This window comes from Amycolatopsis acidicola, assembly GCF_007713735.2.
Classification (GTDB): domain Bacteria; phylum Actinomycetota; class Actinomycetes; order Mycobacteriales; family Pseudonocardiaceae; genus Amycolatopsis_E; species Amycolatopsis_E acidicola.
Genome location: NZ_VMNW02000001.1, coordinates 176744 through 202980, shown reverse-complemented (window position 1 = coordinate 202980; position 26237 = coordinate 176744). Strand labels below are relative to the sequence as shown.

28 protein-coding genes and 1 tRNA gene are annotated in these 26237 nt (G+C 69.2%); 8 read left to right on the top strand and 21 right to left on the bottom strand.

All coding sequences use genetic code 11. The features are described from left to right. The first annotated feature begins 94 nt into the window (after positions 1-94). The gene (locus FPZ12_RS01000; RefSeq protein WP_144746290.1) at positions 95-790 is read left to right on the top strand and encodes a DUF2470 domain-containing protein; all 696 of its coding nucleotides are present in this window, start codon (positions 95-97) and stop codon (positions 788-790) included. On the opposite strand, the gene FPZ12_RS00995 is transcribed toward FPZ12_RS01000, so the two are convergent. Next, complete coding sequence (locus FPZ12_RS00995) at positions 778-1248, bottom strand: PPOX class F420-dependent oxidoreductase (RefSeq protein WP_144746288.1); 471 nt, start codon at positions 1246-1248, stop codon at positions 778-780. The genes FPZ12_RS01000 and FPZ12_RS00995 overlap by 13 nt on opposite strands. A 24-nt stretch (positions 1249-1272) precedes the next feature. On the opposite strand from FPZ12_RS00995, the gene FPZ12_RS00990 reads away from it, so the two are divergent. The 3 genes from FPZ12_RS00990 to FPZ12_RS00980 all read left to right on the top strand — a co-directional run bounded on the left by FPZ12_RS00990 (position 1273) and on the right by FPZ12_RS00980 (position 3984). Further along, complete coding sequence (locus FPZ12_RS00990; RefSeq protein ID WP_144746286.1) at positions 1273-2079, top strand: CPBP family intramembrane glutamic endopeptidase; 807 nt, start codon at positions 1273-1275, stop codon at positions 2077-2079. 24 nt (positions 2080-2103) lie between these two features. Further along, positions 2104-3291 carry an arginine deiminase gene (locus tag FPZ12_RS00985; protein WP_166462521.1) on the top strand — a complete coding sequence of 396 codons (1188 nt, stop codon included), beginning with the start codon at positions 2104-2106 and terminating at the stop codon, positions 3289-3291. 147 nt (positions 3292-3438) lie between these two features. Beyond that, positions 3439-3984, top strand: coding sequence for a ferritin (locus FPZ12_RS00980; protein ID WP_144746282.1), 546 nt, complete (start codon positions 3439-3441; stop codon positions 3982-3984). A gap of 75 nt (positions 3985-4059) precedes the next feature. On the opposite strand, the gene FPZ12_RS00975 is transcribed toward FPZ12_RS00980, so the two are convergent. The 4 genes from FPZ12_RS00975 to FPZ12_RS00960 form a co-directional block, all read right to left on the bottom strand. Further along, positions 4060-4878, bottom strand: a complete 819-nt coding sequence (locus FPZ12_RS00975) for a hypothetical protein (RefSeq protein ID WP_150980161.1) — start codon at positions 4876-4878, stop codon at positions 4060-4062. Continuing rightward, positions 4875-5387, bottom strand: coding sequence for a SigE family RNA polymerase sigma factor (locus FPZ12_RS00970; protein ID WP_144745480.1), 513 nt, complete (start codon positions 5385-5387; stop codon positions 4875-4877). The genes FPZ12_RS00975 and FPZ12_RS00970 overlap by 4 nt, the downstream gene beginning before the upstream one ends. A 188-nt stretch (positions 5388-5575) precedes the next feature. Then, a complete protein-coding gene (locus FPZ12_RS00965) occupies positions 5576-5917 on the bottom strand; it encodes a DUF952 domain-containing protein (protein ID WP_144745456.1) in 342 nt (113 codons plus the stop codon). Beyond that, a complete protein-coding gene (locus FPZ12_RS00960) occupies positions 5914-6777 on the bottom strand; it encodes a DUF5926 family protein (RefSeq protein ID WP_144745455.1) in 864 nt (287 codons plus the stop codon). The genes FPZ12_RS00965 and FPZ12_RS00960 overlap by 4 nt, the downstream gene beginning before the upstream one ends. A gap of 51 nt (positions 6778-6828) precedes the next feature. Here FPZ12_RS00960 and FPZ12_RS00955 point away from each other — a divergent pair, with 51 nt between their 5' ends. After that, entirely contained in the window at positions 6829-7986 is a 1158-nt protein-coding gene (locus FPZ12_RS00955; RefSeq protein ID WP_144745454.1) for a cytochrome P450, read from the top strand. Here the strand turns inward: FPZ12_RS00955 and FPZ12_RS00950 are convergent. The 12 genes from FPZ12_RS00950 to FPZ12_RS00895 all read right to left on the bottom strand — a co-directional run bounded on the left by FPZ12_RS00950 (position 7978) and on the right by FPZ12_RS00895 (position 20065). After that, complete coding sequence (locus FPZ12_RS00950) at positions 7978-8889, bottom strand: DUF4328 domain-containing protein (RefSeq protein ID WP_208025693.1); 912 nt, start codon at positions 8887-8889, stop codon at positions 7978-7980. The genes FPZ12_RS00955 and FPZ12_RS00950 overlap by 9 nt on opposite strands. Continuing rightward, complete coding sequence (locus tag FPZ12_RS00945) at positions 8890-9246, bottom strand: rhodanese-like domain-containing protein (RefSeq protein WP_144745453.1); 357 nt, start codon at positions 9244-9246, stop codon at positions 8890-8892. Positions 9247-9341: 95 nt separating this feature from the next. Continuing rightward, positions 9342-10958: a solute symporter family protein gene (locus FPZ12_RS00940; protein WP_144745452.1), complete on the bottom strand. Its 1617-nt coding sequence runs from the start codon at positions 10956-10958 to the stop codon at positions 9342-9344. After that, positions 10955-11305, bottom strand: a complete 351-nt coding sequence (locus tag FPZ12_RS00935) for a DUF485 domain-containing protein (RefSeq protein ID WP_144745451.1) — start codon at positions 11303-11305, stop codon at positions 10955-10957. Before FPZ12_RS00935 ends, FPZ12_RS00940 begins: the two co-directional genes overlap by 4 nt. A 271-nt stretch (positions 11306-11576) precedes the next feature. Further along, positions 11577-13361 (bottom strand): sodium/solute symporter, encoded by a 1785-nt coding sequence (locus tag FPZ12_RS00930; RefSeq protein WP_144745450.1) that lies wholly within the window; start codon positions 13359-13361, stop codon positions 11577-11579. Between the two features lie 115 nt (positions 13362-13476). Continuing rightward, on the bottom strand, positions 13477-13983 hold the full coding sequence (locus tag FPZ12_RS00925) for a DUF485 domain-containing protein (protein ID WP_144745449.1): 507 nt from the start codon (positions 13981-13983) through the stop codon (positions 13477-13479). After that, a complete protein-coding gene (locus FPZ12_RS00920; protein ID WP_144745448.1) occupies positions 13980-14807 on the bottom strand; it encodes a LytR/AlgR family response regulator transcription factor in 828 nt (275 codons plus the stop codon). Before FPZ12_RS00920 ends, FPZ12_RS00925 begins: the two co-directional genes overlap by 4 nt. A gap of 48 nt (positions 14808-14855) precedes the next feature. Continuing rightward, complete coding sequence (locus FPZ12_RS00915) at positions 14856-15707, bottom strand: S49 family peptidase (protein WP_144745447.1); 852 nt, start codon at positions 15705-15707, stop codon at positions 14856-14858. A 41-nt stretch (positions 15708-15748) separates the two neighbouring features. Further along, entirely contained in the window at positions 15749-17026 is a 1278-nt protein-coding gene (locus tag FPZ12_RS00910; protein ID WP_144745478.1) for a GAF domain-containing sensor histidine kinase, read from the bottom strand. 182 nt (positions 17027-17208) lie between these two features. Next, positions 17209-18060 (bottom strand): Fpg/Nei family DNA glycosylase, encoded by an 852-nt coding sequence (locus tag FPZ12_RS00905; RefSeq protein ID WP_144745446.1) that lies wholly within the window; start codon positions 18058-18060, stop codon positions 17209-17211. 3 nt (positions 18061-18063) lie between these two features. Further along, complete coding sequence (locus FPZ12_RS00900) at positions 18064-18504, bottom strand: DUF983 domain-containing protein (RefSeq protein ID WP_144745445.1); 441 nt, start codon at positions 18502-18504, stop codon at positions 18064-18066. A gap of 94 nt (positions 18505-18598) precedes the next feature. Further along, positions 18599-20065 carry a sigma-70 family RNA polymerase sigma factor gene (locus FPZ12_RS00895; protein WP_144745444.1) on the bottom strand — a complete coding sequence of 489 codons (1467 nt, stop codon included), beginning with the start codon at positions 20063-20065 and terminating at the stop codon, positions 18599-18601. Positions 20066-20250: 185 nt separating this feature from the next. Between FPZ12_RS00895 and FPZ12_RS00890 the strand changes: the two genes are divergently transcribed. Beyond that, positions 20251-20323: transfer RNA gene (locus tag FPZ12_RS00890), tRNA-Gly, on the top strand. A gap of 1 nt (position 20324) precedes the next feature. Here the strand turns inward: FPZ12_RS00890 and FPZ12_RS45965 are convergent. Continuing rightward, positions 20325-20531: a hypothetical protein gene (locus FPZ12_RS45965; RefSeq protein WP_208025692.1), complete on the bottom strand. Its 207-nt coding sequence runs from the start codon at positions 20529-20531 to the stop codon at positions 20325-20327. Between the two features lie 137 nt (positions 20532-20668). On the opposite strand from FPZ12_RS45965, the gene FPZ12_RS00880 reads away from it, so the two are divergent. Both FPZ12_RS00880 and FPZ12_RS00875 read left to right on the top strand, forming a co-directional pair. Beyond that, positions 20669-21016: an MmyB family transcriptional regulator gene (locus tag FPZ12_RS00880; RefSeq protein ID WP_166462508.1), complete on the top strand. Its 348-nt coding sequence runs from the start codon at positions 20669-20671 to the stop codon at positions 21014-21016. Positions 21017-21145: 129 nt separating this feature from the next. Then, positions 21146-22609: an alkaline phosphatase family protein gene (locus tag FPZ12_RS00875; protein WP_144745443.1), complete on the top strand. Its 1464-nt coding sequence runs from the start codon at positions 21146-21148 to the stop codon at positions 22607-22609. A gap of 49 nt (positions 22610-22658) precedes the next feature. Here FPZ12_RS00875 and FPZ12_RS00870 read toward each other — a convergent pair whose 3' ends face one another. Genes FPZ12_RS00870 through pdhA form a run of 3 tightly spaced genes read right to left on the bottom strand, consistent with a single transcriptional unit; the run spans position 22659 to position 26152 of the window. Then, complete coding sequence (locus FPZ12_RS00870; RefSeq protein ID WP_144745442.1) at positions 22659-23912, bottom strand: dihydrolipoamide acetyltransferase family protein; 1254 nt, start codon at positions 23910-23912, stop codon at positions 22659-22661. Positions 23913-23915: 3 nt separating this feature from the next. Continuing rightward, positions 23916-24944 carry an alpha-ketoacid dehydrogenase subunit beta gene (locus tag FPZ12_RS00865; RefSeq protein ID WP_144745441.1) on the bottom strand — a complete coding sequence of 343 codons (1029 nt, stop codon included), beginning with the start codon at positions 24942-24944 and terminating at the stop codon, positions 23916-23918. Next, a complete protein-coding gene (gene pdhA, locus FPZ12_RS00860; protein WP_144745440.1) occupies positions 24944-26152 on the bottom strand; it encodes a pyruvate dehydrogenase (acetyl-transferring) E1 component subunit alpha in 1209 nt (402 codons plus the stop codon). Before pdhA ends, FPZ12_RS00865 begins: the two co-directional genes overlap by 1 nt. Positions 26153-26237: the final 85 nt, after the last annotated feature.

The following is a 26237-nucleotide window of genomic DNA, read 5'->3' as shown; positions in this document are numbered from 1 at the left end:
TAGGAGGTGGCCCGTGACCGAGACCCGTCCGCCCGCACCAACGCCGGCCGAGCGCGCCAAGACGATCGCGACCCGCGACTGTCCAGGAACACTGATGCCGACCGGTTCCGCCAACGCCGAGCGCGTGACCCCGGAACTGCACCACGTGCACGCCAGCGGCAGCGTCAGCGTCCTGCTCAGGGAAGACCACCCGCTGCTGGCGCGCGCCACCGACGCCGAGGTCGCGGTGATGTTCGAACTCGCCGACCACGCCCCGGTCCAGCTCCGCGAGCCCGTGCGCGGGCTGCTGTGGATCACCGGCTGGCTCCGCCCGCTGAGCGCGGCGGCGGCGAGGGCGCGCGCGGTGGCCATCGCGGAGACCCGCCCCGACCCGAGGCTGCTCGACCTCGGGCACGGCGCGAGCCTGCTCCGCCTGACCCCGGCGTCGCTGGTGCTGGCCGACGCGGAGGGCACGCATTCGCTGCGGCCGCACATGTTCGGCGCGGCCTCGCCCGATCCCTTCCACGACTACGAGACCAACTGGCTGCGGCATCTCGAGCACGAGCACGCGGACGTGGTCGATCAGCTCGCCCGCCACCTGCCCGAGGAACTGCGGACCGGGCACATCCGGCCGCTCGGGCTCGACCGGTTCGGGCTGCGGCTACGCGTGGAGTCCGACTCCGGCGACCACGACGTGCGGCTGGCCTTCGAGCGGCCCGTGCTCACTCCGGCGCAGCTCGCGGTGGAGCTGCGCCGGCTCGTCGGCTGCCCGTTCCTCGCCGCCCAGCAACAGCAGCGTCACTCCGCCTGAGCGAGCTCGGGCGGGAAGCCGCCGGTGGCGATCGGGCCCCAGCGCTCGATCGTCACGCGCAGGAGGCTCTTGTTCTGCTTGCGCATCGCCTCGCGGTACTCGTCCCAGTCCGGGTGCTCGCCGGAGATGCTGCGGAAGTACTCCACCAGCGGCTCCACCGCGTCGGGCATGTCGAGCACTTCGGCCTGGCCGTCGAACTGCACCCACGCGCCGTTCCACTCGTCGGACAGCACGATGACGGACACCGCGGGGGTCCGCCTGGCGTTCACGACCTTCGCCCGCTTCGGATAGGTGGCCACGACGAAGCGGCCTTCGGTGTCGATGCCGGAGGTGACCGGGGACAGCTGGGGGCTGCCGTTCGCCCGGGTGGTCATCAGGATGGCGCGGTGCCGGGGGCGGAGGAACTCGAGCAGTTCTTCACGTCCGACCCGGTCCGCCGTCGCTATTTTCGGTGCCATGTGTACCGAAGGTAGCGTGCGCCCGTGACCTCACTCGCCCGCGACTGGCTGTCCCCGCCGCGCCCGGCCCTGCCCGCGGTGGTGGAGGACGAGCGCGAGCGGCGCCGGATCAAGCTCGAACTGCTGATCGTCTTCTCGATCACCCTCGGCCTGTCGGGGGCGCGCAGCCTGGTCTCCCTGCTGAACTCGCTGCTGCAGCCGACGCCGCTGAGCAAGCAGCAGGTCGCGCTCAACGCACCGCAGGAAGCGCTCGATCTGCTCGACCTGCTGGCGCAGCTGCTCAGCGTCGTGCAGCTGATCGGCTGGGGCGCGCTCGGCGGCTACCTGCTCTACCGCGGCGGCATCAAGCTCGCCTCGGTCGGGCTGACCTGGCGCGGCAAGGATGCCCTGTGGGGCGTCGGGCTGGCCGCGCTGATCGGGATTCCGGGACTGGCGCTGTACTTCGCCGCCTGGAAGCTCGGCTTCAACCTCGCCGTCGCCCCGTCCACTTTGGACGGCACCTGGTGGCGGCCGATCGTGCTCGTACTCTCGGCGTTCGGCAACGCCTTCGCCGAGGAGATGCTGGTGATCGGCTTCCTGCTGACCCGGCTGCGGCAGCTGGCCTTCCGGGAGAACTCCGCGGTGCTCGCGGCCGCCGTGCTGCGCGGCTCCTACCACCTGTACCAGGGTTTCGGCGGGTTCGTCGGCAACCTGGTGATGGGGCTCGTGTTCGGCCGGATCTGGCAGCGCACCACCAGGTTGTGGCCGCTCATCGTCGCGCACACGATCCTCGACGTGGTGTCGTTCGTGGGCTATTCGCTGCTGAAGGGCCACCTCTCCGTCCTGCCGTAGGCTGCCGAAATGACCCAACCCAAGGTGGACACCGAGGTGGGGCCGCTGCGCACGGTCCTGCTGCACCGGCCGGGCAACGAGCTCAAAAGGCTCACCCCGCGCAACAACGACCAGCTGCTGTTCGACTCGATCCCGTGGGTGGACCGCGCCCAGCAGGAGCACGACGCCTTCGCCGGCGTGCTGCGCGGGCGCGGGGTCGAGGTGCTGCTGCTGACGGACGTGCTGACCGAGGCGCTGGCGGACCCGCGTGCGCGCACGGCCGGGGTGCACGCGGCGATCGACGACCGGCGACTCGGTGACGTGCTGGCCGATTCGCTCCGCGATCATCTGTCCACTGTGGACGCCGATACGCTGGCCGAGGTGCTCACCGGCGGGATGACCTTCGAGGAGCTACCCACCGCGGCGGGTCCTTCGCTGGTGCGGAAAATGCACCACCCGCACGACTTCGCCATCGACCCGCTGCCCAACCTGCTGTTCACCCGCGACTCCTCGGTGTGGATCGGGGACAGAGTGGCGCTCTCGTCGCTCGCGCTGCCCGCGCGCCGCCGCGAGACGATGCTGCTGGACCTGATCTACGCCTACCACCCGCGGTTCCGGCACGCTGCCCGCGCGTACGGGGCGCATTCCGCGCCGGTCGAGGGCGGCGACGTGATGCTGCTGGCGCCGGGCGTACTCGCCGTCGGCGTCGGCGAACGGACCACGCCCGCCGGCGCCGAGTCGCTGGCCCGCTCGGTGTTCACCGACAACCTGGCGCACACCGTGCTGGCCGTGCCCATCGAGCAGGACAGGGCGACCATGCACCTGGACACCGTCTGCACGATGGTCGATCGCGACGCGGTGGTCATGTATCCGCTCGCCCGCGATTCGCTGGTCGCGTTCACCCTGTGCCCTGACGACGACGGTGGCCTGCGGGTGAGCGGGCCCCAGCCGTTCCTGCACGCCGCCGCCGAGGCGATGGGCATCGAAAAACTGCGGGTGATCGACACGGGACTGGACCCCGTCACCGCCGAGCGCGAGCAGTGGGACGACGGCAACAACACCCTGGCGCTGGCGCCGGGCGTGGTCGTCGGCTACGAGCGCAACGTGGAGACGAACGCGCGGCTGACCGACGCCGGGATCGAAGTGCTGCCGATCGCCGGCTCCGAGCTGGGTTCCGGCCGGGGCGGGCCACGATGCATGTCCTGCCCGATCGAACGCGCGCCGGTCGAATAAAGAAAGGCTTGCCTAAACAAATGCTTTTCCCAATGAGGGAAGCCTTACCGAATAAGTAACGACCGATCTTGGTAAGCCTACCCAAATAGGGTGGACATCACCAGGTTCGAGTGGAAATTCAGCAGTACTTTCACTTATCGTCGAGGCATGGCCACGCGAAAGAGGGAACCGCGCTCCAAGTTCTACGAGCTGCTGCAACAGCAGGTGCACAACGAATTCACCGCGTCGCAGCAATACGTGGCACTCGCAGTCTGGTTCGACAACGAGGATCTGCCCCAACTGGCGAAATTGTTTTACCGGCAGTCGGTGGAAGAGCGCAATCACGCGCTCGCGATCGTGCAGTACCTGATGGACACCGACCACCACGTGGAAATCCCCGGTGTCGCCGAGGTACGCAATGAATTCAGTGAAGCCGTCGAGCTCGTCGAGCTCGCACTGGCGCAGGAGAAGGACGTCACCGCGGACATCAGGACGCTGGTCAAGACGGCCCGCGAGGAGGACGACTTCCAGGGCGAGCAGTTCCTGCAGTGGTTCCTCGCCGAGCAGGTGGAGGAGGTCTCGCAGATGAAGACGCTGCTGAACGTCGTCAAGCGGGCCGGCAGCAACCTGTTCGACGTCGAGACCTGGCTCGCCCGCGAGTCGGTCTCGGACGGCGGCTCGGACATGCCGGCCGTGGCCGGCGGCAAGCTCTGAGTCCAGCAGCACCTGGAGCGGGAAAGCCCGGGCCCTCCCCCTGGAGTGGCCCGGGCTTTTTCCCGCGCATCGGGCTCAGCAGTCGCTGCCGGGCCCGATGAGAGACAGCACGGAGACCTTGTCCCCGCTCATCGTGAACATGTACGTGCCGTTGCCACCGGCGTCCGCGCTGTAGAGGCTGCTGCCACCGGAAAGGCCGGGGTACGCCGCCTCCAGCTGGTCCTTGGTGGAACCGATCTGGATCTGCTCCGGGGTATGCGCGCCGCTCGCCAGGAAGGCGACGACCCCGTCCGTCGGCGAGATCTTCACCTTCGAGACGGCGGAAGTGCCCTCGGTCAGCGTGTAGTAGGTGCACTGGGCCGGCTCGGAGTCGGCGTTCGCCAGCAGTCCGGTCGACTTCGCGTCCTGGAAGCTCATGCCCAGCTTCAGCTTGCTGTACCCGGTCGGCCCGAGCACCGGGCCGGAGACCTGGGGAACGGTGGCCACGCGCGTACTCGAAGTCGGCGGTGCCGTCTTCGAGGTGGTCTGCCGTGGCACCGACGTGGTCGATTCCGGGGGCGGGGCCGCCTCGGTCGACGTGGGCGAGGCCGCGGGCGGGGCGGGCGCGATCGACGTCGGCTGGCCCGTGGAATTCGCGATCGACAGCGTCTGGTCCGCCGGGGGCGAGGCCACCCGGTCGGGATTCGAACGCAGGTCGCTCACGAGCAGCCCGGTGCCGACCAGCGCGACCGCGGCCAGCGCGCCGCCCGTCGCCGTCAGCACCCTCCGGCGGCGGCGAATCCGGCGGGCCCCGGCGAGGATCGCGGTTTCGGCGCCGTCGCCCGGCGGCACGGCCAGCCGTTCGTCGGCGAACAGCCGCCGCAGCTCCTCGTCCAGCTCCTCAGGCTGGTTCAACCCGCTTCCCTCCCATCGTTCTCGTCGGATGCCGGGACGATCTTGCCCCGCAGACTCGCGATCGCCTTGCTGGCCTGGCTTTTCACCGTGCCCTGGCTGATCCCGAGCGTCCGTGCTATCTCCACCTCGGACAGTCCTTCGTAGTAACGCAGCACGATGACCGCGCGTTGCCTCGGTGGCAGTTCGCGTAGGGCCTGCCACAGCGGCTCGTGTTCGAAGGGGTCGGCGGGCTGCACCACGCGGGCATCCGGGACGTCCGCGACCAGGCTCTCGCGGCGGGTCCGCCGCCAGCGGCTGACGTGCGCGTTCGCCATCGAGCGGCGGATGTAGGCGAGCGGGTCCCCGGTCTTGCGCTGGACGTGCGTCCACCGGGAGCCGATCTTCTCCAGCACCGTCTGCACCAGGTCGGCGGCGTCGTGCGGGTTACCCGTGAGCGCGTGCCCGTAGCGGAGCAGACCCGGCAGACTGGCGTGCACGAACTCCTCGAAGTCCGCCAGCTCGCCCGCCATCGGTGATTCCCTCCCCACCGGCCAGCTGGTAACGGCCGGAACGGTCGTGGTCACCGTAGCGTCTCCTCCCGGGCAGCGTCTGTCCGCCACATCTCCTTCGTTGCCACCACGCATGAGATGCCCCCTGGGGTTGTCTCGCGCTGCCCACCATTTGAGGGACGCGTGAGACCCGGGGGTGTTGCCAGGGGTTACCGATTCGCGATGGCGGCGGGGAGCCGGAAGGTGCCGTCGTCGCGCGGCGGGAAGGGATGCACGGCTAGGACGGCCTCCGCCGGGATCGGGCCGTAGACGTGCGGGAACCAGATACCCGCAGGATGCGGAGGGTCTCCCTCTTCCCAGCGCAGCGGGACGCCGAGCCGCACCGGGTCGATCTCCAGCAGGACGAGGTCACGACGTCCGGCGTAGAGCGCGTTGGCCGGCAGGTGCGCGGTGCCCGGATCGGAGCAGTGCACGAAACCCACCGTGTCCAGGGAGGACGGGCGGTAGTCCCCGCCCGTCCAGTCCCCTTCGGCGCAGATGTGCAGGATCACCGCAGCGTCAGCTGGCGGCCGATCAGCCCGTCGCGGGCGCGGCGCTCGGTGGCGTCGAGCGGCTGGTCGTCCAGCGACGCCAGCGCCTCGTCGAGCCGGACGCCGAGCTGCTTCGCCGGCTCCGTCCACTCGCGCGCATGCGCCTCCGGGTCGAGGTCCCAGACCGGGACGAGCAGCCCGTGCGCGCGGAACGAACCGGCGTAGCGGGAGCCCTCACCGAGGCCGAGTTCGCCGGCGGCGGACAGCCGGGCGAGCGCCTGCAGCAGCTTGTTCTCCGGCTCCGGGCGGACCCAGCGCAGGTGCGCCTTCTCCCCCGCGAGCACCCAGTACGAACCGGCGCCGAGCCGTTCGGTGGGCATGATCGCCTCGTTCGCGCGGTCCAGCGAAAGCTTGACCTCGCCGTCGGCGTCGGTGTCCTCGGGCAGCCACCAGCCGAAGTCGGTGTGCACCGTGACGTCCAGCTCCGCGTCCGCGACCAGCAGGTCCTGCAGCCGCTCACCCTCGGCGGGCGCGCTCGTGGTGTCCGGTACCGAGAGCACGTCGCCCGGCTCGGCCTCCAGCGCCCAGCGCACGGCTCGGCCGAGGTCGCGGCTGATGTCGGAGGACCGTGTCTGCACCTGCAGCCCGACGAACACCTCGCCGTCCGTGCGGACGAACGCGGCCGCGGCCATCGGCAGCACGGTGGCCAGCGTGATCCCCCGATCCGGACTGTCCACAAGGGACAGTGGCGCGGTCGCCGACGGCACGAACTCGCGCAGCGCGATCAGTTCGGGTTCGGCGGCAAGCCCCTCGAAGGGCTGCGCCACGAACTTCTCGCGCACCTTCGGGGCCTTGTTCTTCTTTCGCGCGGCCTTACCCATTTCGCCTCCTCGTGCAGTTCGGGCGCAGACGCTACCGGATACGCTCGCCGGGTGTTCGATCCCCGTGACCCGGAGTTTCTCGCCGACCCGTACCCGGAGTTCGCGCGGCTGCGCGAGCAAGGCGAGGTACATCGGCACGAGGGGCTGGGCCTCGCTGTCGCCGTGTCGCATTCCGCCGCGTCGGCCGTGCTGCGGCACCGTGGGCTGGGCCGGATCTGGTCCGACGCGCAGCCGGCCGAGCGGTTCGTCTCGTTCAACCTGCTGCACCGGAACTCCTTGCTGGAGAACGAACCTCCGGTGCACACGCGGCTGCGCCGGTCGATCTCGGCGGCGTTCAACCGCGGGCACGTCGAGCGGTTGCGGCCGAAGGTCGGCGAGCTGGCGCGGGACATGGTGGACGGCCTGGTCGCGCGGATCGCGGAAAGCGGCGAGGCCGATCTGCTGGAGCAGCTGGCGCAGCCGCTGCCGGTGGCGGTGATCGCCGAACTGCTGGACATCCCCGACGCCGACCGGCCGCGCCTCGTGCCGTGGTCGAACGCGATCGTGAAGATGTACGAGTACGGCCTGCCCGAAGAAGGGCGGCGCGCGGCGGAGAACGCGGCCGCCGAGTTCGCGGGCTACCTGCGCGAGCTGAGCCACCGGAACCCCGGCGAGGACCTGGTGAGCGACCTCGTGCGCGCCGGCCTCACCGAGGACGAAGTGGTGGCCACGGCGGTGCTCCTGCTGATGGCCGGGCACGAGGCGACGGTGAACGTGATCGGCAACGGCGTGTCCGCGCTGCTGCGGCATCCCGCGCAGTGGCAACGCCTGCTCGACGATCCTTCGCTCGCGGAAAGCGCTGTCGAGGAACTGATCCGCTACGACGCGCCGCTGCAGCTGTTCGAGCGCACGGCGACGGAGGACCTGGAGATAGCCGGGTTTCCTGTGGCGAAGGGCGAAAAGATCGCTGCCCTGCTCGGCGCCGCGGCGAGGGATCCGCAGGTGTTCGAAGATCCGGACACCTTCGACGTCGGCCGCACGCCCAACCAGCACATCGGGTTCGGCGCCGGTATCCACTACTGCATCGGCGCCCCGCTGGCGCGGATCGAGATCGCCGCCGCCGTGCGGGCTTTGCTGGAAAAGACGCCGAACCTGCGTTTCGCGCGCGAGCCCGAGCGCAGGCCGGAATTCGTCATCCGCGGGCTGCGGACCCTGCCCGTCTCAGCGTGAAGCGCTGACCGGGCGGGGCGGGCGCTCGGTGGCGCGGGGCGCGCCCTTCACGGCGACGACCCGGCGCACCCGCAGCCTGTCGAGCGGGATCGGCGCCAGCAGGCTCGTGATGCGCTGCAGCACCACAGCGGTCAGTACGGCAAGCCCGGCGGCCGAAAGGTCGAGCAGCCCGGACAGCAGCACGCCGTCGGCCTGCGCCTGGATCCCGCCGCGGAAACGCCACACGATGACCACGACGAGCAGCACTTCGTTCAGCACCCAGGTGGCCCACCAGCCGAGCACGAGCCGCGAGGGCCTCGGCCTCTTCACGGCCGGGCGGCGCAACGCGGCGTGTTCCAGCTCAGCGAGGATCGACCCCGCCATCACGAGGTTCAGCAACGGGATCAGCGTGCCGGCCAGCACCTGCCAGCTGGACCGCGGCGGCTCCTGGCCGCTCTCCTCGGCCGCCGCCTGGCGGGCGACGTAAAGCCACCACAGCACCGAGCCGAACGCCAGCGCCCCGAAGATGACCGAGAGCAGCGCGGCGATCACCTTCAGGCTGTCGGAGAAGGTGACGACATCGGTGTCCAGCGCCGAAGTGCGGCTGATCACCAGCAGCGCGTACTGCCAGAACTCGGCTATCGCGGCGACCGCCGCGAGCCCGGCGAGGAACCACAGGATCGTGATCGCGTTGCGGGACAGCACCCGCACCCGCTCCATCGGGCGCGGGTAGCTCGACGGCGTGCCGGGCACGGCCGTCGGCTCGCGCCAGGTGAGGTTCGGGAAGCCCCAGCGGGGCGGCACCGGGTACGCGGGCGGGCCGGTGTATCGCTCCGGCGGCCGCGCGCGGCGCGGCACGAAAGCGCCGGGCGGCGGTGAAGCCACCCAGCGCACGCGGGGACGGGCGTACCGGCTGGGATGCATCTACAGGATTTCCGGGGGCACGCCGTCGTGATCGCCCTCGACCGGGCGGCCCTCGGTGTGCCAGGACTTCATTCCGCCTGCCACGTTCACGGCCTCCCAGCCGCTGGCGTTCAGCCAGGCGGTGGCGCGAGCGGACCGGCCGCCGCTGCGGCAGACGACGTAGATCGGCTTGTCGTCGGGCAGCTTCGCGAGCTCCTCGACGCGGCCGGGCAGCTCACCGAGCGGGATGTGCACCGCTCCCGGCGCGTGCCCGGCGGCCCACTCGTCGTCCTCCCGCACGTCGAGCAGCGTCAGTTCGCCTGACGGCAGTTCGGTGACCGACACGGTGGGAAGTTCAGCGGGATTCACGTCCGACATCGTCGCACGCGACCCCGTTTGCTGCACATGAGATGCAGTGAAGGCCACCGTCCAGCCGGACGGTGGCCTTCACTGGGGCGTTCACTGGGAAAGCGTCAGTGCGCGGTGGCCTTCTCGGCGTGGGCGCCGGTGAGCGCGCGCACCTCCATCTCCGCGTACTTGTCTTCGTTGCTCTCCTTGGACAGCACGGTGCCGAGCCAGCCGAGGAAGAACGAGAGCGGAATGGACACCAGGCCCGGGTTCGACAACGGGAACCAGGCGAAGTCCGCACCCTTGATCATCGACGTGGATTCGCCGGACACCGCGGGCGAGAACACGATCAGCACGATGGTGACGATCAGCCCGCCGTAGATGCTGAACAGCGCGCCCCTGGTGTTGAACCGTTTCCAGAACAGCGAGTACAGCAGCGTCGGCAGGTTCGCCGAGGCGGCCACCGCGAACGCAAGCGCCACCAGGAAGGCGACGTTCTGGCTCTTGGCGAGGATGCCGCCGACGATCGCGATCGCGCCGATCACCAGTGCCGTGATCCGGGCGACCCGCACCTCGGACTGTTTGCTGTCGACCTTGCCCTTCTTGATCACGTTCGCGTACACGTCGTGCGCGAAGGAGGCCGAAGCCGTGATCGTCAGCCCGGCGACCACCGCGAGGATCGTCGCGAACGCGACCGCCGCGATGAACCCGAGCAGCACCGGCCCGCCGAGTTCGAGCGCGAGGAGCGGGGCGGCGGAGTTCGTCGTGCCCGGCGCCTTGCTGATCTTTTCCGCGCCGACCAGCGCACCCGCGCCGTAGCCCAGCACCAGGGTGAACAGGTAGAAGACGCCGATCAGCCCGATCGCCCACACCACGGACTTCCGCGCGTCACGCGCGGTGGGCACCGTGTAGAAGCGCATCAGCACGTGCGGCAGGCCCGCCGTGCCGAGCACCAGCGCGATGCCCAGCGACAGGAAGTCCAGCTTGCTCGTGCCCGTCTTGCCGTACTGCTTGCCGGGGTCGAGCAGCGCCTCGCCCTTGGCGCCGCCACCCGCCTTGTCCACGGCCGCCTGCAGCAGGCTGGAGAAGTTGAACCCGTACTTCGCGAGCACCCAGATCGTCATCGCGAGCGCGCCGATGATCAGCAGCCCGGCCTTGATGATCTGCACCCACGTGGTGCCCTTCATCCCGCCGATCAGGACGTACAGCACCATGATCACGCCGACGACGGCGATCACGACGTCCTGCCCGACGTTGCCCTGGACACCCAGCAGCAGGTTCACCAGCCCGCCGGCGCCGGTCATCTGCGCGAGCAGGTAGAAGAACGAAACGATCAGCGTGGAGACCGCTGCCGCGGCTCGCACCGGGCGCTGCTTCATCCGGAACGCCAGCACGTCGCCCATCGTGAACTTGCCGGTGTTGCGCAGCAGTTCCGCGACCAGCAGCAACGCGACCAGCCACGCCACCAGGAACCCGATGGAGTAGAGGAACCCGTCGTAGCCGTTGACCGCGATGGCACCGGCGATGCCGAGGAACGACGCGGCGGACAGGTAGTCACCGGAGATCGCGATGCCGTTCTGCGGCCCGGTGAACGCGCGGCCCGCGGCGTAGTAGTCCGAGGCCGTCTTGGTGTTGCGGCTGGCCCAGAACACGATCACCAGCGTGATCGCGACGAAGAGCGCGAAGATGATGATGTTGAGCGTCGGGTTGCTGCCCTCGACGCTCGCGGCGAGGTTCCTCACGCGGCGCCCCCTTCGATGCCGTCGCGGATTTCGTCGGCGACCGGGTCGAGCTTCCGGTTCGCGTAACGGACGTAGACACCGGTGATGACGAACGTCGAGACGAACTGCAGCAGGCCGATCAGCAGGCCGACGTTGAAGTTGCCGACCAGCTTCGTGGACATGAAGTCGTGCGCGTAGGCGGCGAGCAGGACGTAGACGAGATACCAGGCGAGGAAGAGCACCGTCATCGGGAAGACGAACGAGCGGAGCCGGTGGCGCAGCTGCCGGAACTCCGGACTGTCCTGGACCTGTTTCCAGTCGCTGCCCGGGCCTGTCCCATCGCTGAGGCCCTGGTCGGTGGTACTCACGGGACGACCTCCCTGTACATGATCACTACCTCTTCCGGTCGACGGCTGCGGTAGATCTTGCCCTTAAAGGCCAGGTAAGTTGTTAATCCTTTCGAGTGAGTTACTTTACTGTCCGTAGAGCCGATTTCTATCCCTTTCGGACAATAATGTCCAAATTTCTGGTAGCACTGAGTCAGCAAAGGTCAAACGAGATTCAATGGCGCACCAAGACACCGCCATCCGGGTGAACCAGACATCAAGTGCTTGATCGGGCTCCAGCGCTGACGGCCCGCTACTTGCGGTGCCTGCCCTTGCCGGTGCGCTCCTTGTTCTGCACCTGGCCGAACCGCGCCACCGCGCGGTCGCGCATGAAGCCCAGCGGGTCCGGCGCGTGCAGCCGCAGCATCACGGCGTTGACGTCCGCGGGCGTGCCGTCCTTCGTCGCCAGGCTGACCAGCACGGTCACCAGGAACGCGGCGGGCACGGTGAGCAGCGCCGGCTGATCCGCGAGCCACGGCGCCCAGTTTCCGGTGTAACCGCTCACCGTGTTCAGCACGATCGCGGCGATCACCAGCCCGCCGCCGACGATCATCCCGGCCATCGCGCCCGGCCAGGTCAGCCGCCGCCACCAGATGCCCAGCACCAGCAACGGGGAGAACGTCGAAGCCGCCAGCGCGAACGACATCCCGACGCTCAGCGACAGGTCGGTGGGCCGCATCGTCAGCGCCAGCACCGCCGGGATCACGGCGACAATGCCGGTGGCCCAACGGAAATCCGGTACCCGGCCCTTGAACAGGTCGGTCGAGACCACCCCGGCGACACTCACCAGCAGCCCCGAAGACGTCGACAGGAACGCGGCGAAAGCACCGGCCATCACCACCGCTGTCAGCACTTCGCCCGCGACGCCGGGCAACACGGACTGCGGTAGCCGCAGCACCGCCGCGTCGGTCTGCCCGGTCACGAGCAGCTCCGGCACGTACATCCGCGAGATCACCCCGAGCAGTGTCGGGAACAGGTAGAACAGTCCGAGCAGCAACAGGACGTGCACCGCGGTGCGCCGGGCGGCCTTGCCGTCGGGGTTGGTGTAGAAGCGGACCAGCACGTGCGGCAGGCCCATCGTGCCGAGGAAGGTCGCGAGGATCAGGGAGTACGTCTGCAGCAGGTCGCCGAGCCCGCCGGAACCGGGCCGCAGCCAGTCGGAGTTGTTCGCGACCGCGTCCTCGACCACCGGAACCGGGGTGCCCGCGGCGAACTTCAGCTGGGTGTCCTTGGCGACCTGCTCGGTGGCGCCCTTGGCCCAGACCACCGTCCGCTCGGTGGTCGCGCCGGGATCCTTGATCCGCACCGGGGTGACCACGTCGACCCGCAGCCCGACGTCGGTCTGCACGGCGACCGTGGTGTCCTGGGAGAACACCGGTGGCGCGGCGTCGCCGAGCGCCCCACTGGGGCTGGAGTGTTGCCCCACAACGAAAACCGCGCACAACACGAACGCGGGCACCGCGATCGCGAACAGTTTGAGCCAGTACTGGAAGGCCTGGACCACCGTGATCGCGCGCATCCCGCCGGCGAGCACGTTGCCCGCCACGAGCACGGTGACCGCGAGCGCGCCGACCCACAGCGGCACGCCGGGCAGCACCGTGTGCAGCGCGAGCCCGGCGCCCTGCAGCTGCGGAACGAGGTACATGATCCCGATCAACACCACGAAAGCCGTGGCACAGCGGCGAAGCGCGACCGAACCGAGGCGCGCTTCGAGGAAGTCCGGCAGCGTATACGCGCCCGAGCGGCGCAGCGGCGCGGCGACGAACAGCATCAGCGCGAGGTAGCCCGCCGTGAAGCCGATCGGGTACCAGAGCCCGTCCGCGCCCTCCTTCAACACGATCCCGGCGACGCCGAGGAACGACGCGGCGGAAAGGTATTCACCGGAGATGGCGGCGGCGTTGCGGCGCGAGCGGACAGTCCGCCGCGCGACGAGGAAGTCGTGCGTGGAGTTGGCGAACCGGGACGAGCGATGACCCAGGTAAAAGGTCAGCGCGGCGACCAGCACGATGCCGGTCAGTACCCACGGGTTCATTTCCACAGGGGGAAGTTACCAATCCGACCTAAAGCAGGCCGACCCGCTCGACCGGCAGCCGACCTGCGCGAGTCGATAGCCGTGACTGCCGGTCGGATTGGTAACCATCGGCGCTGCAGCCTTAACTTTCGATCATGTCCACGAAGTCACGCTCGTGACGCTCCGCAAGCCTGTTGTAGACCAAACCGGTGACGAGCAACAGCGGGAACGGCAGAATTCCGAGCAGCAGCCACGCCAGCGGCACCCCGATCACCCGCAGCCCGGCGAAACCCGGGGACAGGTAGAAGGCCAGCGGGAACGCGCCGAGTACGACGAGCACGATCCCCGCGAGCATGAACCCGGTGCGCAGTTGGCGCTTCACCAGGTCGTTGATCAGCAGCGTGCCCCACGACGTCTGCTCCTCGAGCTCCACCCGCGCGCGCAACGTCGGCGCGTTCTTCGAGCGCGGGTCGGCCAGCACCACGCGTTGCCGCTTCGGCGGCTTCGCGGCGGGCTCTGCCTTCGCCTCCTCCTCAGGCGCGGCGGGCACCCGCTCGACGATGGCCGGCTCGTGCGGCGCGTAGTTCTTGCCGAGGGTGGGGTCCGGCTCCCGGACCCCCTCCACGCGGCGGAGGTAGTCGTCGTTCATCGGCCGCCGGTCAGCCGGTCCTTCAGCTCACGGGTGTGCCGCCGCGAGACCGGCAGCAGCTTCTCGTCGTTGCCGATCACCACCTGGTAACCGCCCTGGCCCATGCGCAGTTCGGTGATCAAGTTCAGCGCCACCAGGAACGAGCGGTGGATGCGCACGAAACCCGCCTTCTCCCAGCGCTCTTCGAGCTGGGTCAACGGGATGCGGACCAGGTGGCTGTTGCCGTCCGTGGTGAACAGCCGCGCGTAGTCGCCCTGCGCCTCGACCCACCGCACGCTGGAGCGCGGGACGAGTTTCGTGGTGCCCGCGAGCTCGACCGGGATGACCTCGTCGTCGTCCGGTTTCGCCGGGGCCGCGGGGCTTTCGCCGCTCGGCGCCGGCGTGGAGCGCAGCTTGTCCAGCACCCGCTCCACCGCCCTGTCCAGCCTGTTCTGGTTGCAGGGCTTGAGCAGGTAGTCCACCGCGCCGAGGTCGAACGCGTTCACCGCCTCCGACGCGTGCCCGGTGACGAACACCAGCACCGGCGCCGGGTTCAGCGCGGAGAACACGCGCGCCATCTCCATCCCGGACAGGCCGGGCATCTGCAGATCGGCGAAGACCGCGTCGATCGCGGGCAGCCCGCGATCCTTGCGCTCGAGCAGCTGCGGATCGTCGGAGGCCAGCAGCCGCAGCGCTTCCGACGCGTCGACCGCGGTGAACACGCGGCCGATGTGGGGGTTGTTCTGCAAGCTCTCGACGAGCAGGCTCAGCCCGTGCGGCTCGTCGTCCACCGCGAGAACGAGCAGCCGTCGGGTGTCATTTTGCGCACTCACAGTGATTCGCATCCTGCCTAGGGCGGAGGTCGGTGTCCATACCGCGCTCGGGCGATCACATTACAACCCGAACCTCGACCAGGCCGCGCGCTGGGACACCGCGTCGAGCAGGGCGCTCGCGGCCGCGGGCGCACCGAGGCCGAGCCGCGCCAGCAAGGGCTTCTTCGGCTCCGCGACGGTGATTTCGGCGTCCGGGTAACGTTCGGCGATCACCTCGCGGAGGTTGCCGAGCCCGTCGACCAAGCCCAGCTCGAGCGCCTTGGCGCCGAGCCAGACGTCGCCGGTGAAGAGGTTCTCGCCGTCGGTCAGCTTGCCGCCGCGCCGCTCCTGCACCCAGTCCACGAACAGTTCGTGCAGCTGGCCGTGCATCTTCTCCAGCCACTCGACGTCCTCGGGCTTCTCCGGGCGGAACGGGTCGAGCCTCGACTTGTTCTCCCCCGCCGTGTGCAGCCGCCGCTCGATGCCGAACCGTTCGAGCAGGCCGGTGAACCCGAACCCGCCGCTGACGACGCCGATCGAGCCGACCAGCGAGGTGCGGTGCGCGTAGATCTCGTCGGCCGCGCAGGCCAGCCAGTAGCCGCCGGAGGCCGCGAGGTCCTCGCAGAACGCGATCACCGGCACGCCCGGCTTCTTCGCGGCGAGCTGCCGGATCCGCTCCGCGACGAGCCCCGACTGCGTCGGCGCCCCGCCCGGCGAGTTGATCAGCAGTGCCACGGCCTGGAGCCGGTCGTGGTCGAAGGCCCTGGTCAGCGCGGACTCCACGGCGGCGAGGTTGATCGTGCCACGGGCGAGCGGGGACGGCGTCGGCGTGATCACGCCGTGCAGTTTGACCACCGCGACGACGTCCTTGCGGTCGCCCCGTTCGCCGATCCGCGGGATCCGGCTGGTCACTTTGTCGGTCAGGCTGGTCATGGCCGCCAGGTTAGGCCGAACCAGCTGAGACCGCAGTCAGGTCAGCTGCTGCGGCGGGCGTGCGCCGGCGAACCGTTGGTGCGCGACTCCTGCGGCGGCACCGCGGCCGAGTAGTCCGGGAGCTCCGTGCGTACGCCCGGCGCGAACTTCGGCACCCGCAGCGTCACCTTCATGCCCGCGCCCGGCGCCGTCTCGACCATCAGCGCGTACTCGTCGCCGAACAGCTGCCGCATCCGCGCGTTGATGTTGCCGAGCCCGACGTGCGCGCCGGTGCGGTGCGAGTTGCGCAGGTCCGACAGCCGCGCCGGGTCCATCCCGATGCCGTCGTCCTCGACGCTGATCAACGCCTCCGTGCCGTAGTCCTGCGCCGTCACCGTGACCATGCCGCCGGTGGGCTTGTTCGCCAGCCCGTGCTGCACGGCGTTCTCCACGAGCGGCTGGATGATCAGGAACGGCACGACGACCGAGAGCACCTCGGGCGCGATCTTGAGCCGGACCTCGAGCCTGCCGCCGAAGCGAGCGCGCTCGATGGTCAGGTAGCGGTCGATGTTGCGCAGCTCGTCGGCGAGCGAGGTGAACATGCCGGAGGTGCGGAACGAGTAGCGGGTGAAGTCGGCGAACTCCTGCAGCAGCTCGCGCGCCTCCTCGGGATCGGTGCGGATCAGCGAGGAGATCGTGTTCAGCGCGTTGTAGATGAAGTGCGGGGAGATCTGCGCGCGCAGCGCCTTGATCTCGGCCTGCTGCAGCTGCAGTTTCAACTCGTCGAGGCGGGCCAGTTCGAACTGGGTGGTGACGAACTGGGCGACCGCGTCGGCCATCTGCACCAGCCGCTTGCCCCGGGTGCGGCCGACGACGATGAGCACCGCCTCGATCTCGCCCTCGACGATCAGCGGGACGATCACCGCCGTCTTCATCTTGCAGGTGCCGCGGTGGTCGCACGGCACGTCGTCGTGCGAGACGACCTCGCGGCGGTGCTTGCGGATGGCCAGGCTGACCGCGGAGGTCAGGTCGAGGTAGTGGTCGTTCGCCTCGCCGTCCCAGGAGGCCAGCGCGCCTTCGGGGTCCGTGATGCCGACGGCGACGCACTTGAGCAGCTCCAGCAGCTGCGAGGTGATCCTGTCCGCGGAGGCCCCGTCGAAGCCTTCGCGCAGGTCCGGCGTCGCCTTCGACATGTGGTACACGGCTTCCAGAACCGCGTCGTCGACGAAGCTGCTCGGCTTGCGCGAGCGGGCGAGCAGGATCAGGACAGCGATCAGCAGCAGGCCCGCGACGCTCCACGGAATGATCTGCGCGATCGGCAACTCGGACACGGCGTCAATGCTCTGCGCTTGCCCGGTCAGGTGCAAGCCTTCGAGCCCACTTTCTGTGTAGAGATCAACACCCAGGGGTAGGGGCGAGTTTACCGACAGCGCGACTGCGAGCGCTTTCAGTGGGGCTGTGTCCGGCCGGGCGGCCGAACGGGTGAACCGGGACGGCACGCAGCGCGACCGTCCCCTTTGGACTACTTGAGCAGGCGGGACATCCTGCGGTCGGCGAGCGGCTTGCCGCCGGTCTGGCACGTCGGGCAGTACTGGAAAGCCTTGTCCGCGAAGGAAATCTCGCGAACCGTGTCACCACAGACCGGGCACGGCAGACCCGCTCTGGCGTGCACACGCAGCCCCGAGCGCTTCTCGCCCTTCAGCCGCGCGGCATCCTGTCCGACCGAACGCTCGACCGCTCCGGTGAGCACTTCGTGGATCGCGTCGGAGAGCCTGTCCAGCGCTTCCTCGGACAGCTTTCCCGGTGTGGCGTAAGGCGACAGTTTGGCCGTGTGCATGATTTCGTCGGAATAGGCGTTGCCGATCCCGGCTATCAGCGACTGGTCCGTCAGGGCGGTTTTCAGCCGCTCCGTGCGGCCCGTGAACAACTCGCCGAGCTTCTCCCTGGTCAACTCGAGCGCGTCCGGGCCGAGCCGTGCGATGCTCGGCACCTCCTGGGGGTCGCGCACGATCCACACCGCGAGGCCCTTCTTCGTGCCGGCCTCGGTCAGGTCGAAACCGGGGCCGCCGAGGTGGACGCGGAACGCCAGCGGGCCTCTGCCGGGCTTCGGCGGGGTGGGCGAGAGGGAGTCGGACCAGCGCAGCCAGCCCGCGCGGGCCAGGTGCACCACCAAGTGCAGCCCGTCGCAGTCGAGGTCGAGGTGCTTGCCGTGCCGTCCGGCGGCGGTGACCTCGCGGCCGTGCAGGTCCGTCCACGCCGGGGTCACTGTCTTGAGCACGCTCAGCGAGGCCACGTCGATCCGGGTCACCGTCCGGCCGACGGCGTGCTCGCGCAGATGGTGCGCGAGTGCCTCGACCTCGGGCAGTTCGGGCATGGCTCACTCCATGGGATGCAGGGGGCCGTCGAAGTCCGGCAGCGACTCGCGCTGGATGGTCTTGGCCACCTTGGTCACCTCGCCGCGCACCCGGAACATCCCCGGCACGATGCCGACCCAGCGCTCGGGCGGGTGCTCACCCAGCCCGTCGCCCTCGGTCTCGGCGACCACTGTCCACGGCCGGTTCAACGTCCACCGCAGCGGGAAGAACAGGCCGATCAGCAGCAGGCCCCAGATCACCCACGGCGGGACGACGACCCCGTCGGGCAACCAGGCCACCAGGATAACCGCGAGCACGATGGCGACGACCAGCATCGCGATGCCCGGCGCCGGACTGCCCGCGACGTCGTGTTCGAAGTCCTCGACCGTGGCCGGACGGCGCCACTCCATCTGCGCCCGGAGGACCCATTCCCGGCCGTCTCCGCCTTGCACCAGCCGGTTCATCTTCCGTGGCCTCCCGGGTCACGCTCGAACGTCTTGAGCGTCAACAACGGTAGCGTGGCCGAGCCGCGCCGCGCGAGGTCCGCGTGAAGATCGTCTAACCGGATGACCCGGACTCACCGGATTCGGTCGTCGTCGCCGGCTCGTCCCGCACGATCGGCAGCAACCACTCCAGGAGCCCCGACGGCGCCTCGTCCTCGTCCGAACTCGGCAGATCCGCCCGCGAGCGGCTCTTCGAGTCCCGCCCGTGCTTGCTCGGCGAGCTCTCGGTGGAGCTGTACGTGGTGCCCGACGAGGGGAGATCGTCACGCGAGTCCACGCCCGTCGAGGTGTCGTCGCGCGGCGTTGTTCCGTCCGTCTTGCCGGCGGGCGCCTGCGCGGGCTTCTGCTCGACCGGCGCGGAGCCCTGCTGCTTGGGTTCTTGCTGCTTCGGTTCTTGTTGCTGCGCCGGCTGTTCCGCGCGGCCGGTGCTCTGCTTCGACGGCGGGTTCGCGCCGTTGCCCGGGTACTGCAGCGTGGCCTCGTCCGGCCTGCCCGGCTGGTTCGGCGGCGGGCTGAGCAACGTGGGCTGTGGCTGCGAGATCTCCAGTTCGATCCCGCTCTGCGGCAGGCCGATGACCTGCGTGTGGTCCGAGTTCAGCATCGCGGGCCCGGCGGTGATGCCGACGACCCCGGCCGCGGCCGTGGACGCGAGCGCTATCCCGACCTTCAGCTTCGAGAAGAGCACGCCCTTGAGGGTGGCGAGCACCCCGGAACCGGAGGCCGCGCCGACGCCTGCCGCCGTGGCGGGCACCAGCATCGCGAGTACGCCGGCGTGGGCACGCAGCGAGGAGCAGACTTCGCGCAGTTCGGCGTGCATCGACCGGCAGGAGGCACAACCGAGCAGGTGGGTCCTGATCTTGGTCGCCTCGGCGCCCGTCACACTGCCGGCGGTGTACCCGCCGAGCTTTTCGATCACCCCCCGGCAGCTGACGTCGGACTCGCGGTTGATCGCCAGATGCGCCTGGAGGTACGCCGCGCGCAGCCCTTGCCGGGCTCGCCGCGCGAGCGCCGCCGTCGCGTTCGCGCTCAGCCCGAAGTGTGGCGCGACGACGGCGGGCTGCTCGCCCTCGACCTCCGTCTGCCACAACACCGAACGCCAGCGTTCGGGCAGGCTCGTGAAGGCTGTCGCGATCAGGCTGGCTTCGGCCGTGCGCGCGTGCGCGTCCGCGCCGGCTCCGGCGCGGTGGGTCAGTTCGTCGTCGGTCACCGGGACATCGCGGCGGGCACCGTGCCACTCCCACGAAACGCGTCTGGCGACGGTCAGCAAATACGCCCGAACGTGGTCACGCGGACCCGAGCCGCGGCGCAATGCCTGCAGCACGCGAAAGAAGGTCTCCGCGGTGATGTCCTCGGCCTCGGAGGCGTCGCTGGCGAGCCCGCGCGCGAGCCGGCGCACGGCCGACGCGTGAAGCTCGAAAAGTTCGCTGAACGCCTGGTCTTCGCCTGCACGGAGGCGACGCAGAAGAGCCTGCTCATCGGCCGATACCGTGCGTTGCTCCGGTACCGTCGCTTCCTCCGTCATCCGGCCAGGCACCTCCTCCCCGGGCGGGGCACTACCCCGTTCGGTTGAATGGAGACACCATACGGAGAGAAGCGCTTGCCGTCACCCCTTGTACTCCGGGAGTGACGGAGTTACCTCCGACCGGGTGCCTGTCACGGCCTCCGTAGGGAGGGTATAGAGTGTGCGCACCGGTTGATGCCGGGCGTGCGGATGTAGCGCAGCTGGTAGCGCATCACCTTGCCAAGGTGAGGGTCGCGGGTTCGAATCCCGTCATCCGCTCTCACACCGAAGGCCCTTTCCCGAAGTTCAGGGAAGGGGCCTTCGGTCGTTTCCGGGTCACCACGACTCCCAGGACCACGGCGGCCGGCAGCGCCACGTTCAGCGCGGCGTCCGCCTCGCCACCGACGAAAGTCGCGACCAGGAGCAGCGCAATCCACGCCGGGGCCGGACCGAGGAACACGAGCGAGAACGTGGCCAGCGCCTGCACCGAGAACCAGGCCGACGCCCAGCACGGCGGAGGACAGCCCGGCCTCCAGCGGCGAGTAGCCGAGCACATCCTGCAAGCACAGGGGCAGCAGGAACACGAGCGAAGTCTCGGTCAGGAATGCCAGCAGACCGGCGACGTTGCCCCAGCCGACATTGCGCCTGGCGCTCGCTCGCGCGTTGCGCCTTGACGAGGACGAGCGCGCGCATCTGCACGACCTCGCCCGGCCGACGCCCGCGAAGCGCCGCCGCACGCGTCCGGCAACAGTGCGCCGCGGGACCCTGCAGCTGATCAACGCCATGCACGACGTGCCGGCCGTGGTTTTGGGTGTACGCAACGAAATCCTGGCCTGGAACCGGCTCGTGCACCTGCTACTCGCCGGGCACCTCGACTTCGCCGCGCCGGGCAGCGCGTCCGAGGCGGGATTGGACTTGTTGCGCCACAAGCAGGACCACGTCGAAAGCGGCGAGCGGCTGATCGTCACTTGATGGGCGATTTCGCGAAGTTGGTCATTGGTTGTTCTTCCGGAGTTGGTTCGAGGTAGTGACCAACGGCGTGCAAGGCGAGCAGGGTTGCGGAGGTTTTGCCCTTCCCGAACCCACTGGAGGCCTTCAGCCATGTCCGAAGTCACCCGGAGACGACTGCTCGGCTCGGCGGCAGGAGCGGCGGCGACCGCTGCCGCGGCGACCCTGCTCCCGCCCAACGTCCAGCGCGCGCTCGCGCAGGAGGCGCCGAAACACGGGTCGCTGGCCGACATCGAGCACGTCGTCCTGCTCATGCAGGAGAACCGCTCGTTCGACCACTACTACGGCACGCTCTCGGGTGTCCGCGGCTTCAACGACCCGGACGCGCTGAAGCTTTCGAACGGAAAGTCGGTCTTCTACCAGCCCGACACGGCGAACCCGGCGGGCTACGCGCTGCCGTTCCACCTCGACACGCACGCCACGAACGCGCAGAAGATCCCGTCGACGTCGCACGCCTGGCAGGTCCAGCACGACTCGCTGAACAACGGCAAGATGGACAACTGGCTGCCCGCCCACCGCAAGGCCGACGGCAAGAACGGCCCGTACGTGATGGGCTACCACACCCGCGCCGACCTGCCGTTCCAGTTCGCGCTCGCGGAGTCCTTCACGGTGTGCGACGCGTACTTCTGCTCGGTGCTCGGCCCGACGTGGCCGAACCGGATGATGTGGATGACCGGCACCGTCGACCCGAACGCGGAGAACGGCGGCCCGATCCTCGACAACACCGTGCCCGCCGGCGGCTACACCTGGAAGACCTACGCGGAGCGGCTCACCGAGGCCGGGGTCAGCTGGAAGGTCTACGAGCAGGACGACACCTACGGCTGCAACATGCTGGAGAACTTCGCGGCGTTCAAGAACTCCGCGCCCGGTTCCGAGCTGTACGACAACGGGCTCACGCACCGCCCCGAAGGCCAGTTCGAGTACGACGCGCGCAACGACAAGCTGCCGACCGTCTCCTGGATCATCACCACCAGCACGCAGTCGGAGCACCCGAACTACACGCCGGCCGACGGCGCCGCCTTCGTCGCCAGCAAGATCGACGCCATCGCCTCGAACCCCGAGGTGTGGGCCAAGACCGTGTTCATCCTGTCCTACGACGAGAACGACGGGCTGTTCGACCACGTCGTCCCGCCGATCCCGCCCGCAGGCACGCCGGACGAGTTCGTCACCGGCACCTCGCACGGCGGCACCAAGGGCAACGGCCTGTGGGTCGGCGGCGGGTTCCGCGTGCCCTGCGTGATCGTCTCGCCGTGGACCGCGGGCGGCTGGGTGTGCAGCGAGAACTTCGACCACACCTCGCAGCTGCGGTTCCTGGAGCAGCTCACCGGCGTCACCGAGTCGAACATCTCGGGCTGGCGCCGCAAGACCTTCGGCGACCTGACCTCGGCTTTCCGCTTCAACGAAGCCAAATCCAAGCCGCCGACGCTGCCGGACACCTCGGGCCCGCTGACGCTGTCCCGCTACGAAGCCGCGAACCTGCCCGCCCCGACCGTCCCGCCGACGGTCGACAAGCCGCCGACGCAGGAGCCGGGCAAGCGCCCGCATCTTCCCAAATAGCAACAAAAAAGCCGCTCCCCTGTTGCCGGGGAGCGGCTTTCTTGTTGGCTCAGAAGGTGATCGCCATCGCCGGGTCGGCCAGCAGCGCCCCGACATCGGCGAGGAACTGCGAACCCTGCTGCCCGTCGACGAGCCGGTGGTCGAAGCTCAGCGCGAGCTGGAGCACCTTGCGCACCGCCAGTTCGCCGTCCACGACCCAGGGCATGTCCTTGATCGCGCCGAACGCCAGGATCGCGGCCTCGCCGGGGTTGATGATCGGCGTACCGGTGTCCACTCCGAACACCCCGACGTTGGTGATCGTGATCGTGCCGTTGAGCATGTCGGCCGGGGTGGTTTTCCCTTCCCTGGCGGTACTTGTCAGCTGCTCCAGCGCGCCGGCCAGCTCAGCCAGCGACATCGCGTCGGCGTCCCGGATCTTCGGGACCACGAGCCCGCGCGGGGTCGCCGCGGCGATCCCGAGGTGCACGTAGTCCTTGTAGACGATCTCGCCCGCTTCCTCGTCCCAGGTCGCGTTGACGTCCGGAGTCCGTTTCACCGCAAGGCAAACCGCCTTCGCGGCGAACGCGAGCGGGGTGAGTTTCACGCCCGCGAAGCCCGGGTGCTTCTTCAGCTTTTCGCGTAGCTCCATCATCGGCGTCACGTCGATGGTGAGGAACTCCGTGACGTGCGGGGCGGTGAAGGCGCTCGAGACCATCGCCTGCGCGGTGGCCTTGCGGACACCCTTGATCGGCACTCGCCGCTCGCGCTCGCCCGTCTTCTTCGGTGCGGCAGGGGAAGCCGCCCGCTCGACGTCTTCACGGGTGATCACTTCGCCGCCCGCGGACAGGGTCGTCAAGTCGACACCGAGGTCCTTCGCCAGCTTGCGCACCGGGGGCTTCGCCAACGGGACGTACCCGCCCTTCGCGACCGGCTCGGGTTGTGGCTGCTCAGGCGCTTTCTCGGCGGGAGCCTTACGGGTTCGCCGCTTCGCCTGCACCGTCTTCGAGCCGTAGCCGACGAGGGGCTTCATCTCCTCCTCGGCGGCGGCCGGGGCGGAACCGTTCTTCGCCACGCCGGCCGGGTCCACGTCGATAGTCAGGATCGGCGCGCCGACCTCCACCGTCTGGCCCGGCTCGACGAGCAGCTCGGTAACCTTGCCCGCCCACGGGATGGGCAGCTCGACCGCGGCCTTGGCCGTCTCGACCTCGACCACGATCTGGTTCACCGTCACCGCGTCGCCCGGCTGCACGCGCCAGCCGAGAATCTCGGCTTCGGTCAGGCCTTCGGCGGTGTCGGCGAGCAGGAACTGCTTGAATTCCGGCACGCTTCACCACCCCAGCGATCGGTCGACGGTGTGCAGCACCCGGTCGAGGTCCGGCAGGAAGTGCTCCTCCAGCTTCGACGGCGGGTACGGGGTGTCGAAACCCGTCGCGCGCAGCACCGGGGCCTCCAGCGAGTAGAAGCACTCCTGCTGCACCCGCGCGGCGATCTCCGACGTGACCGAGGATTCGCCAGAGGCCTCGCTGACCGCGATGAGCCTTCCCGTGCGCCGCACCGACTCGAACACCGGGCCGAGGTCCAGCGGCGAGATCGTGCGCAGGTCGATGACCTCCAGCGACTTGCCCTCCTCGGCCGCCGCGGTGGCGGCGTCGAGGCAGACCTTCACCGACGGCCCGTAGCCGACCAGCGTCGCGTCGGTGCCATGGCGCAGCACCCGGGAGGCGAACAGCGGGCCCACCGGGTGCACAGTGTCCACTTCGGACTTCAGCTGTCCGTTGTGGTACAAGCGCTTCGGTTCGAAGAACAGCACCGGATCGTCACTGGCGATCGCCTGCTGGATCATCCAGTACGCGTCCGCCGGGTTCGAGCAGGAGACCACCTTCAGCCCGGGAATGTGCGCGAAGAACGACTCCGGCGATTCGGAGTGGTGTTCCACCGCGCCGATCCCGCCGCCGAACGGCACCCGGATCACGACGGGCATCTTGACCCTGCCCTGCGTGCGGTAGTGCAGTTTGGCGAGCTGGCTGGAAATCTGGTCGAAACCGGGGAAGATGAACCCCTCGAACTGGATCTCGCACACCGGCCGGAACCCGCGCACGGCGAGGCCGACCGCGGTGCCGATGATCCCGGACTCGGCCAGCGGCGTGTCCAGCACGCGCTGCTCACCGAAGTCCTTCTGGAGCCCGTCGGTGATCCGGAAGACGCCGCCGAGCTTGCCGACGTCCTCCCCCATGATCAGGACCTTGGGGTCCGCCTCCATCGCGGCACGCAGGCCGAGGTTCAGTGCCTTGCCGATGGTCAGCGTCTGCACGCTCGAAGGCGCTTCGTCCGCACGGGACTTCACTGGGGCGGCCATCATCGCTCACCTGCCGTGGCAAAACCGTCCAAATAGGACAGATACTCCTCGCGCTGCGCGTCGAGCACCGGCGAGGGCTCCGCGTAGACGTTTTCGAACACCCGCTCCGGCGGCGGTTCGGGCATGTTGAAGCAGAAGTCGCGCAGTTCCGCGGCGAACGTGTCGGCCTCGGCCTGCACCTCGTCGAAGAAGGACTGGTCCGCGAAACCGTTGCGCGCCAGGAAAGCCCGCACCCGTTCGATCGGGTCCTTCAGCTTCCACGCCTCCAGCTCGTCGGAGAGCCGGTAGCGGGTCGGGTCGTCTGTGGTGGTGTGGGCATCCATGCGGTAGGTGAAGGCCTCGATCAGCACCGGACCGTTGCCGTGGCGGCATTCGTCCAGCGCCCACCGCGAAACGGCGAGGCAGGCCAGCACGTCGTTGCCGTCCACGCGGATGCCGGGGAAGCCGTAGCCGCGGGCGCGCTGGTACAGCGGCAGCCGCGACTGGCGTTCGGTCGGCTCCGAAATGGCCCATTGGTTGTTCTGGCAGAAGAAGACCAGCGGGGCGTCGTACACCGCGGCCCACACGAAACCCTCGTGCACGTCGCCCTGGCTCGTGGCGCCATCGCCGAAGTAGACGATGGTCGCTTCCCCGTCGTCGTCGCCGACCTTGCCCTCGAACTTCTGGCCCATCGCGTACCCGGTCGCGTTCAGCACCTGGTTGCCGATGACGATGGTGTACGGGTGGAAGCGGTGCGCCTGGAAGTCCCAGCCACCGTGGTCGGTGCAGCGGAAGATGCCGAGCAGCTCACGCATGTCGACGCCGCGGGTGTACGCCACGCCGTGCTCGCGGTAGCTGGGGAAGGCCATGTCCTGCGGCTTCAGCGCGCGGCCCGAGCCGATCTGCGCCGCTTCCTGGCCGAGCAGCGGCACCCAGATGCCGAGCTGGCCCTGCCGTTGCATCGCGTTGGACTCGCGGTCCGCCCGGCGCACCAGCACCATGTCGCGGTAGAGGCCGCGCAACGCGTCGCCGTCGATATCGGCGACATAGCGGTCGAACTGGGGTGAGGCGACTCGTTCGCCTTCGGGGGTGAGCAGCTGAGTCAGCTCAGCTCCACCTTCGGTCGTTGCTCGCAAACCGGCGATCACCTGCTCCCGGGACGGTTGTGCCGCTCGTGCGGCCGGTCCTTCTCCGGGCTCCGGGTGCGTCCACTGCTCGGGGGACGACATGCGCGTGTTCTCCTCGATGTCGGTGCCGCGAAGCCACTTTTGGCGGCTTCGCGACGGCGCCGGCGGCAACCTGCGCATCGGGTCC

Bases quoted from the DNA above. Each gene is read 5' to 3' on its own strand.
- FPZ12_RS00970 (WP_144745480.1), bottom strand. From the start codon at position 5,387: ATGGCGGGCGAGCTGGCGGACTTCGAGGAGTTCGTGCACGCCAGTCTG.
- FPZ12_RS00875 (WP_144745443.1), top strand. From the start codon at position 21,146: ATGTCCGAAGTCACCCGGAGACGACTGCTCGGCTCGGCGGCAGGAGCG.
- FPZ12_RS00980 (WP_144746282.1), top strand. From the start codon at position 3,439: ATGGCCACGCGAAAGAGGGAACCGCGCTCCAAGTTCTACGAGCTGCTG.
- FPZ12_RS00915 (WP_144745447.1), bottom strand. From the start codon at position 15,707: ATGACCAGCCTGACCGACAAAGTGACCAGCCGGATCCCGCGGATCGGC.
- FPZ12_RS00995 (WP_144746288.1), bottom strand. From the start codon at position 1,248: ATGGCACCGAAAATAGCGACGGCGGACCGGGTCGGACGTGAAGAACTG.
- FPZ12_RS00925 (WP_144745449.1), bottom strand. From the start codon at position 13,983: ATGAACGACGACTACCTCCGCCGCGTGGAGGGGGTCCGGGAGCCGGAC.
- FPZ12_RS00865 (WP_144745441.1), bottom strand. From the start codon at position 24,944: ATGGCCGCCCCAGTGAAGTCCCGTGCGGACGAAGCGCCTTCGAGCGTG.
- FPZ12_RS00900 (WP_144745445.1), bottom strand. From the start codon at position 18,504: ATGAACCGGCTGGTGCAAGGCGGAGACGGCCGGGAATGGGTCCTCCGG.
- FPZ12_RS00960 (WP_144745455.1), bottom strand. From the start codon at position 6,777: ATGGGTAAGGCCGCGCGAAAGAAGAACAAGGCCCCGAAGGTGCGCGAG.
- pdhA (WP_144745440.1), bottom strand. From the start codon at position 26,152: ATGTCGTCCCCCGAGCAGTGGACGCACCCGGAGCCCGGAGAAGGACCG.
- FPZ12_RS01000 (WP_144746290.1), top strand. From the start codon at position 95: ATGCCGACCGGTTCCGCCAACGCCGAGCGCGTGACCCCGGAACTGCAC.
- FPZ12_RS00945 (WP_144745453.1), bottom strand. From the start codon at position 9,246: ATGTCGGACGTGAATCCCGCTGAACTTCCCACCGTGTCGGTCACCGAA.
- FPZ12_RS00895 (WP_144745444.1), bottom strand. From the start codon at position 20,065: ATGACGGAGGAAGCGACGGTACCGGAGCAACGCACGGTATCGGCCGAT.
- FPZ12_RS00950 (WP_208025693.1), bottom strand. From the start codon at position 8,889: ATGCATCCCAGCCGGTACGCCCGTCCCCGCGTGCGCTGGGTGGCTTCA.
- FPZ12_RS00905 (WP_144745446.1), bottom strand. From the start codon at position 18,060: ATGCCCGAACTGCCCGAGGTCGAGGCACTCGCGCACCATCTGCGCGAG.
- FPZ12_RS00920 (WP_144745448.1), bottom strand. From the start codon at position 14,807: ATGCGAATCACTGTGAGTGCGCAAAATGACACCCGACGGCTGCTCGTT.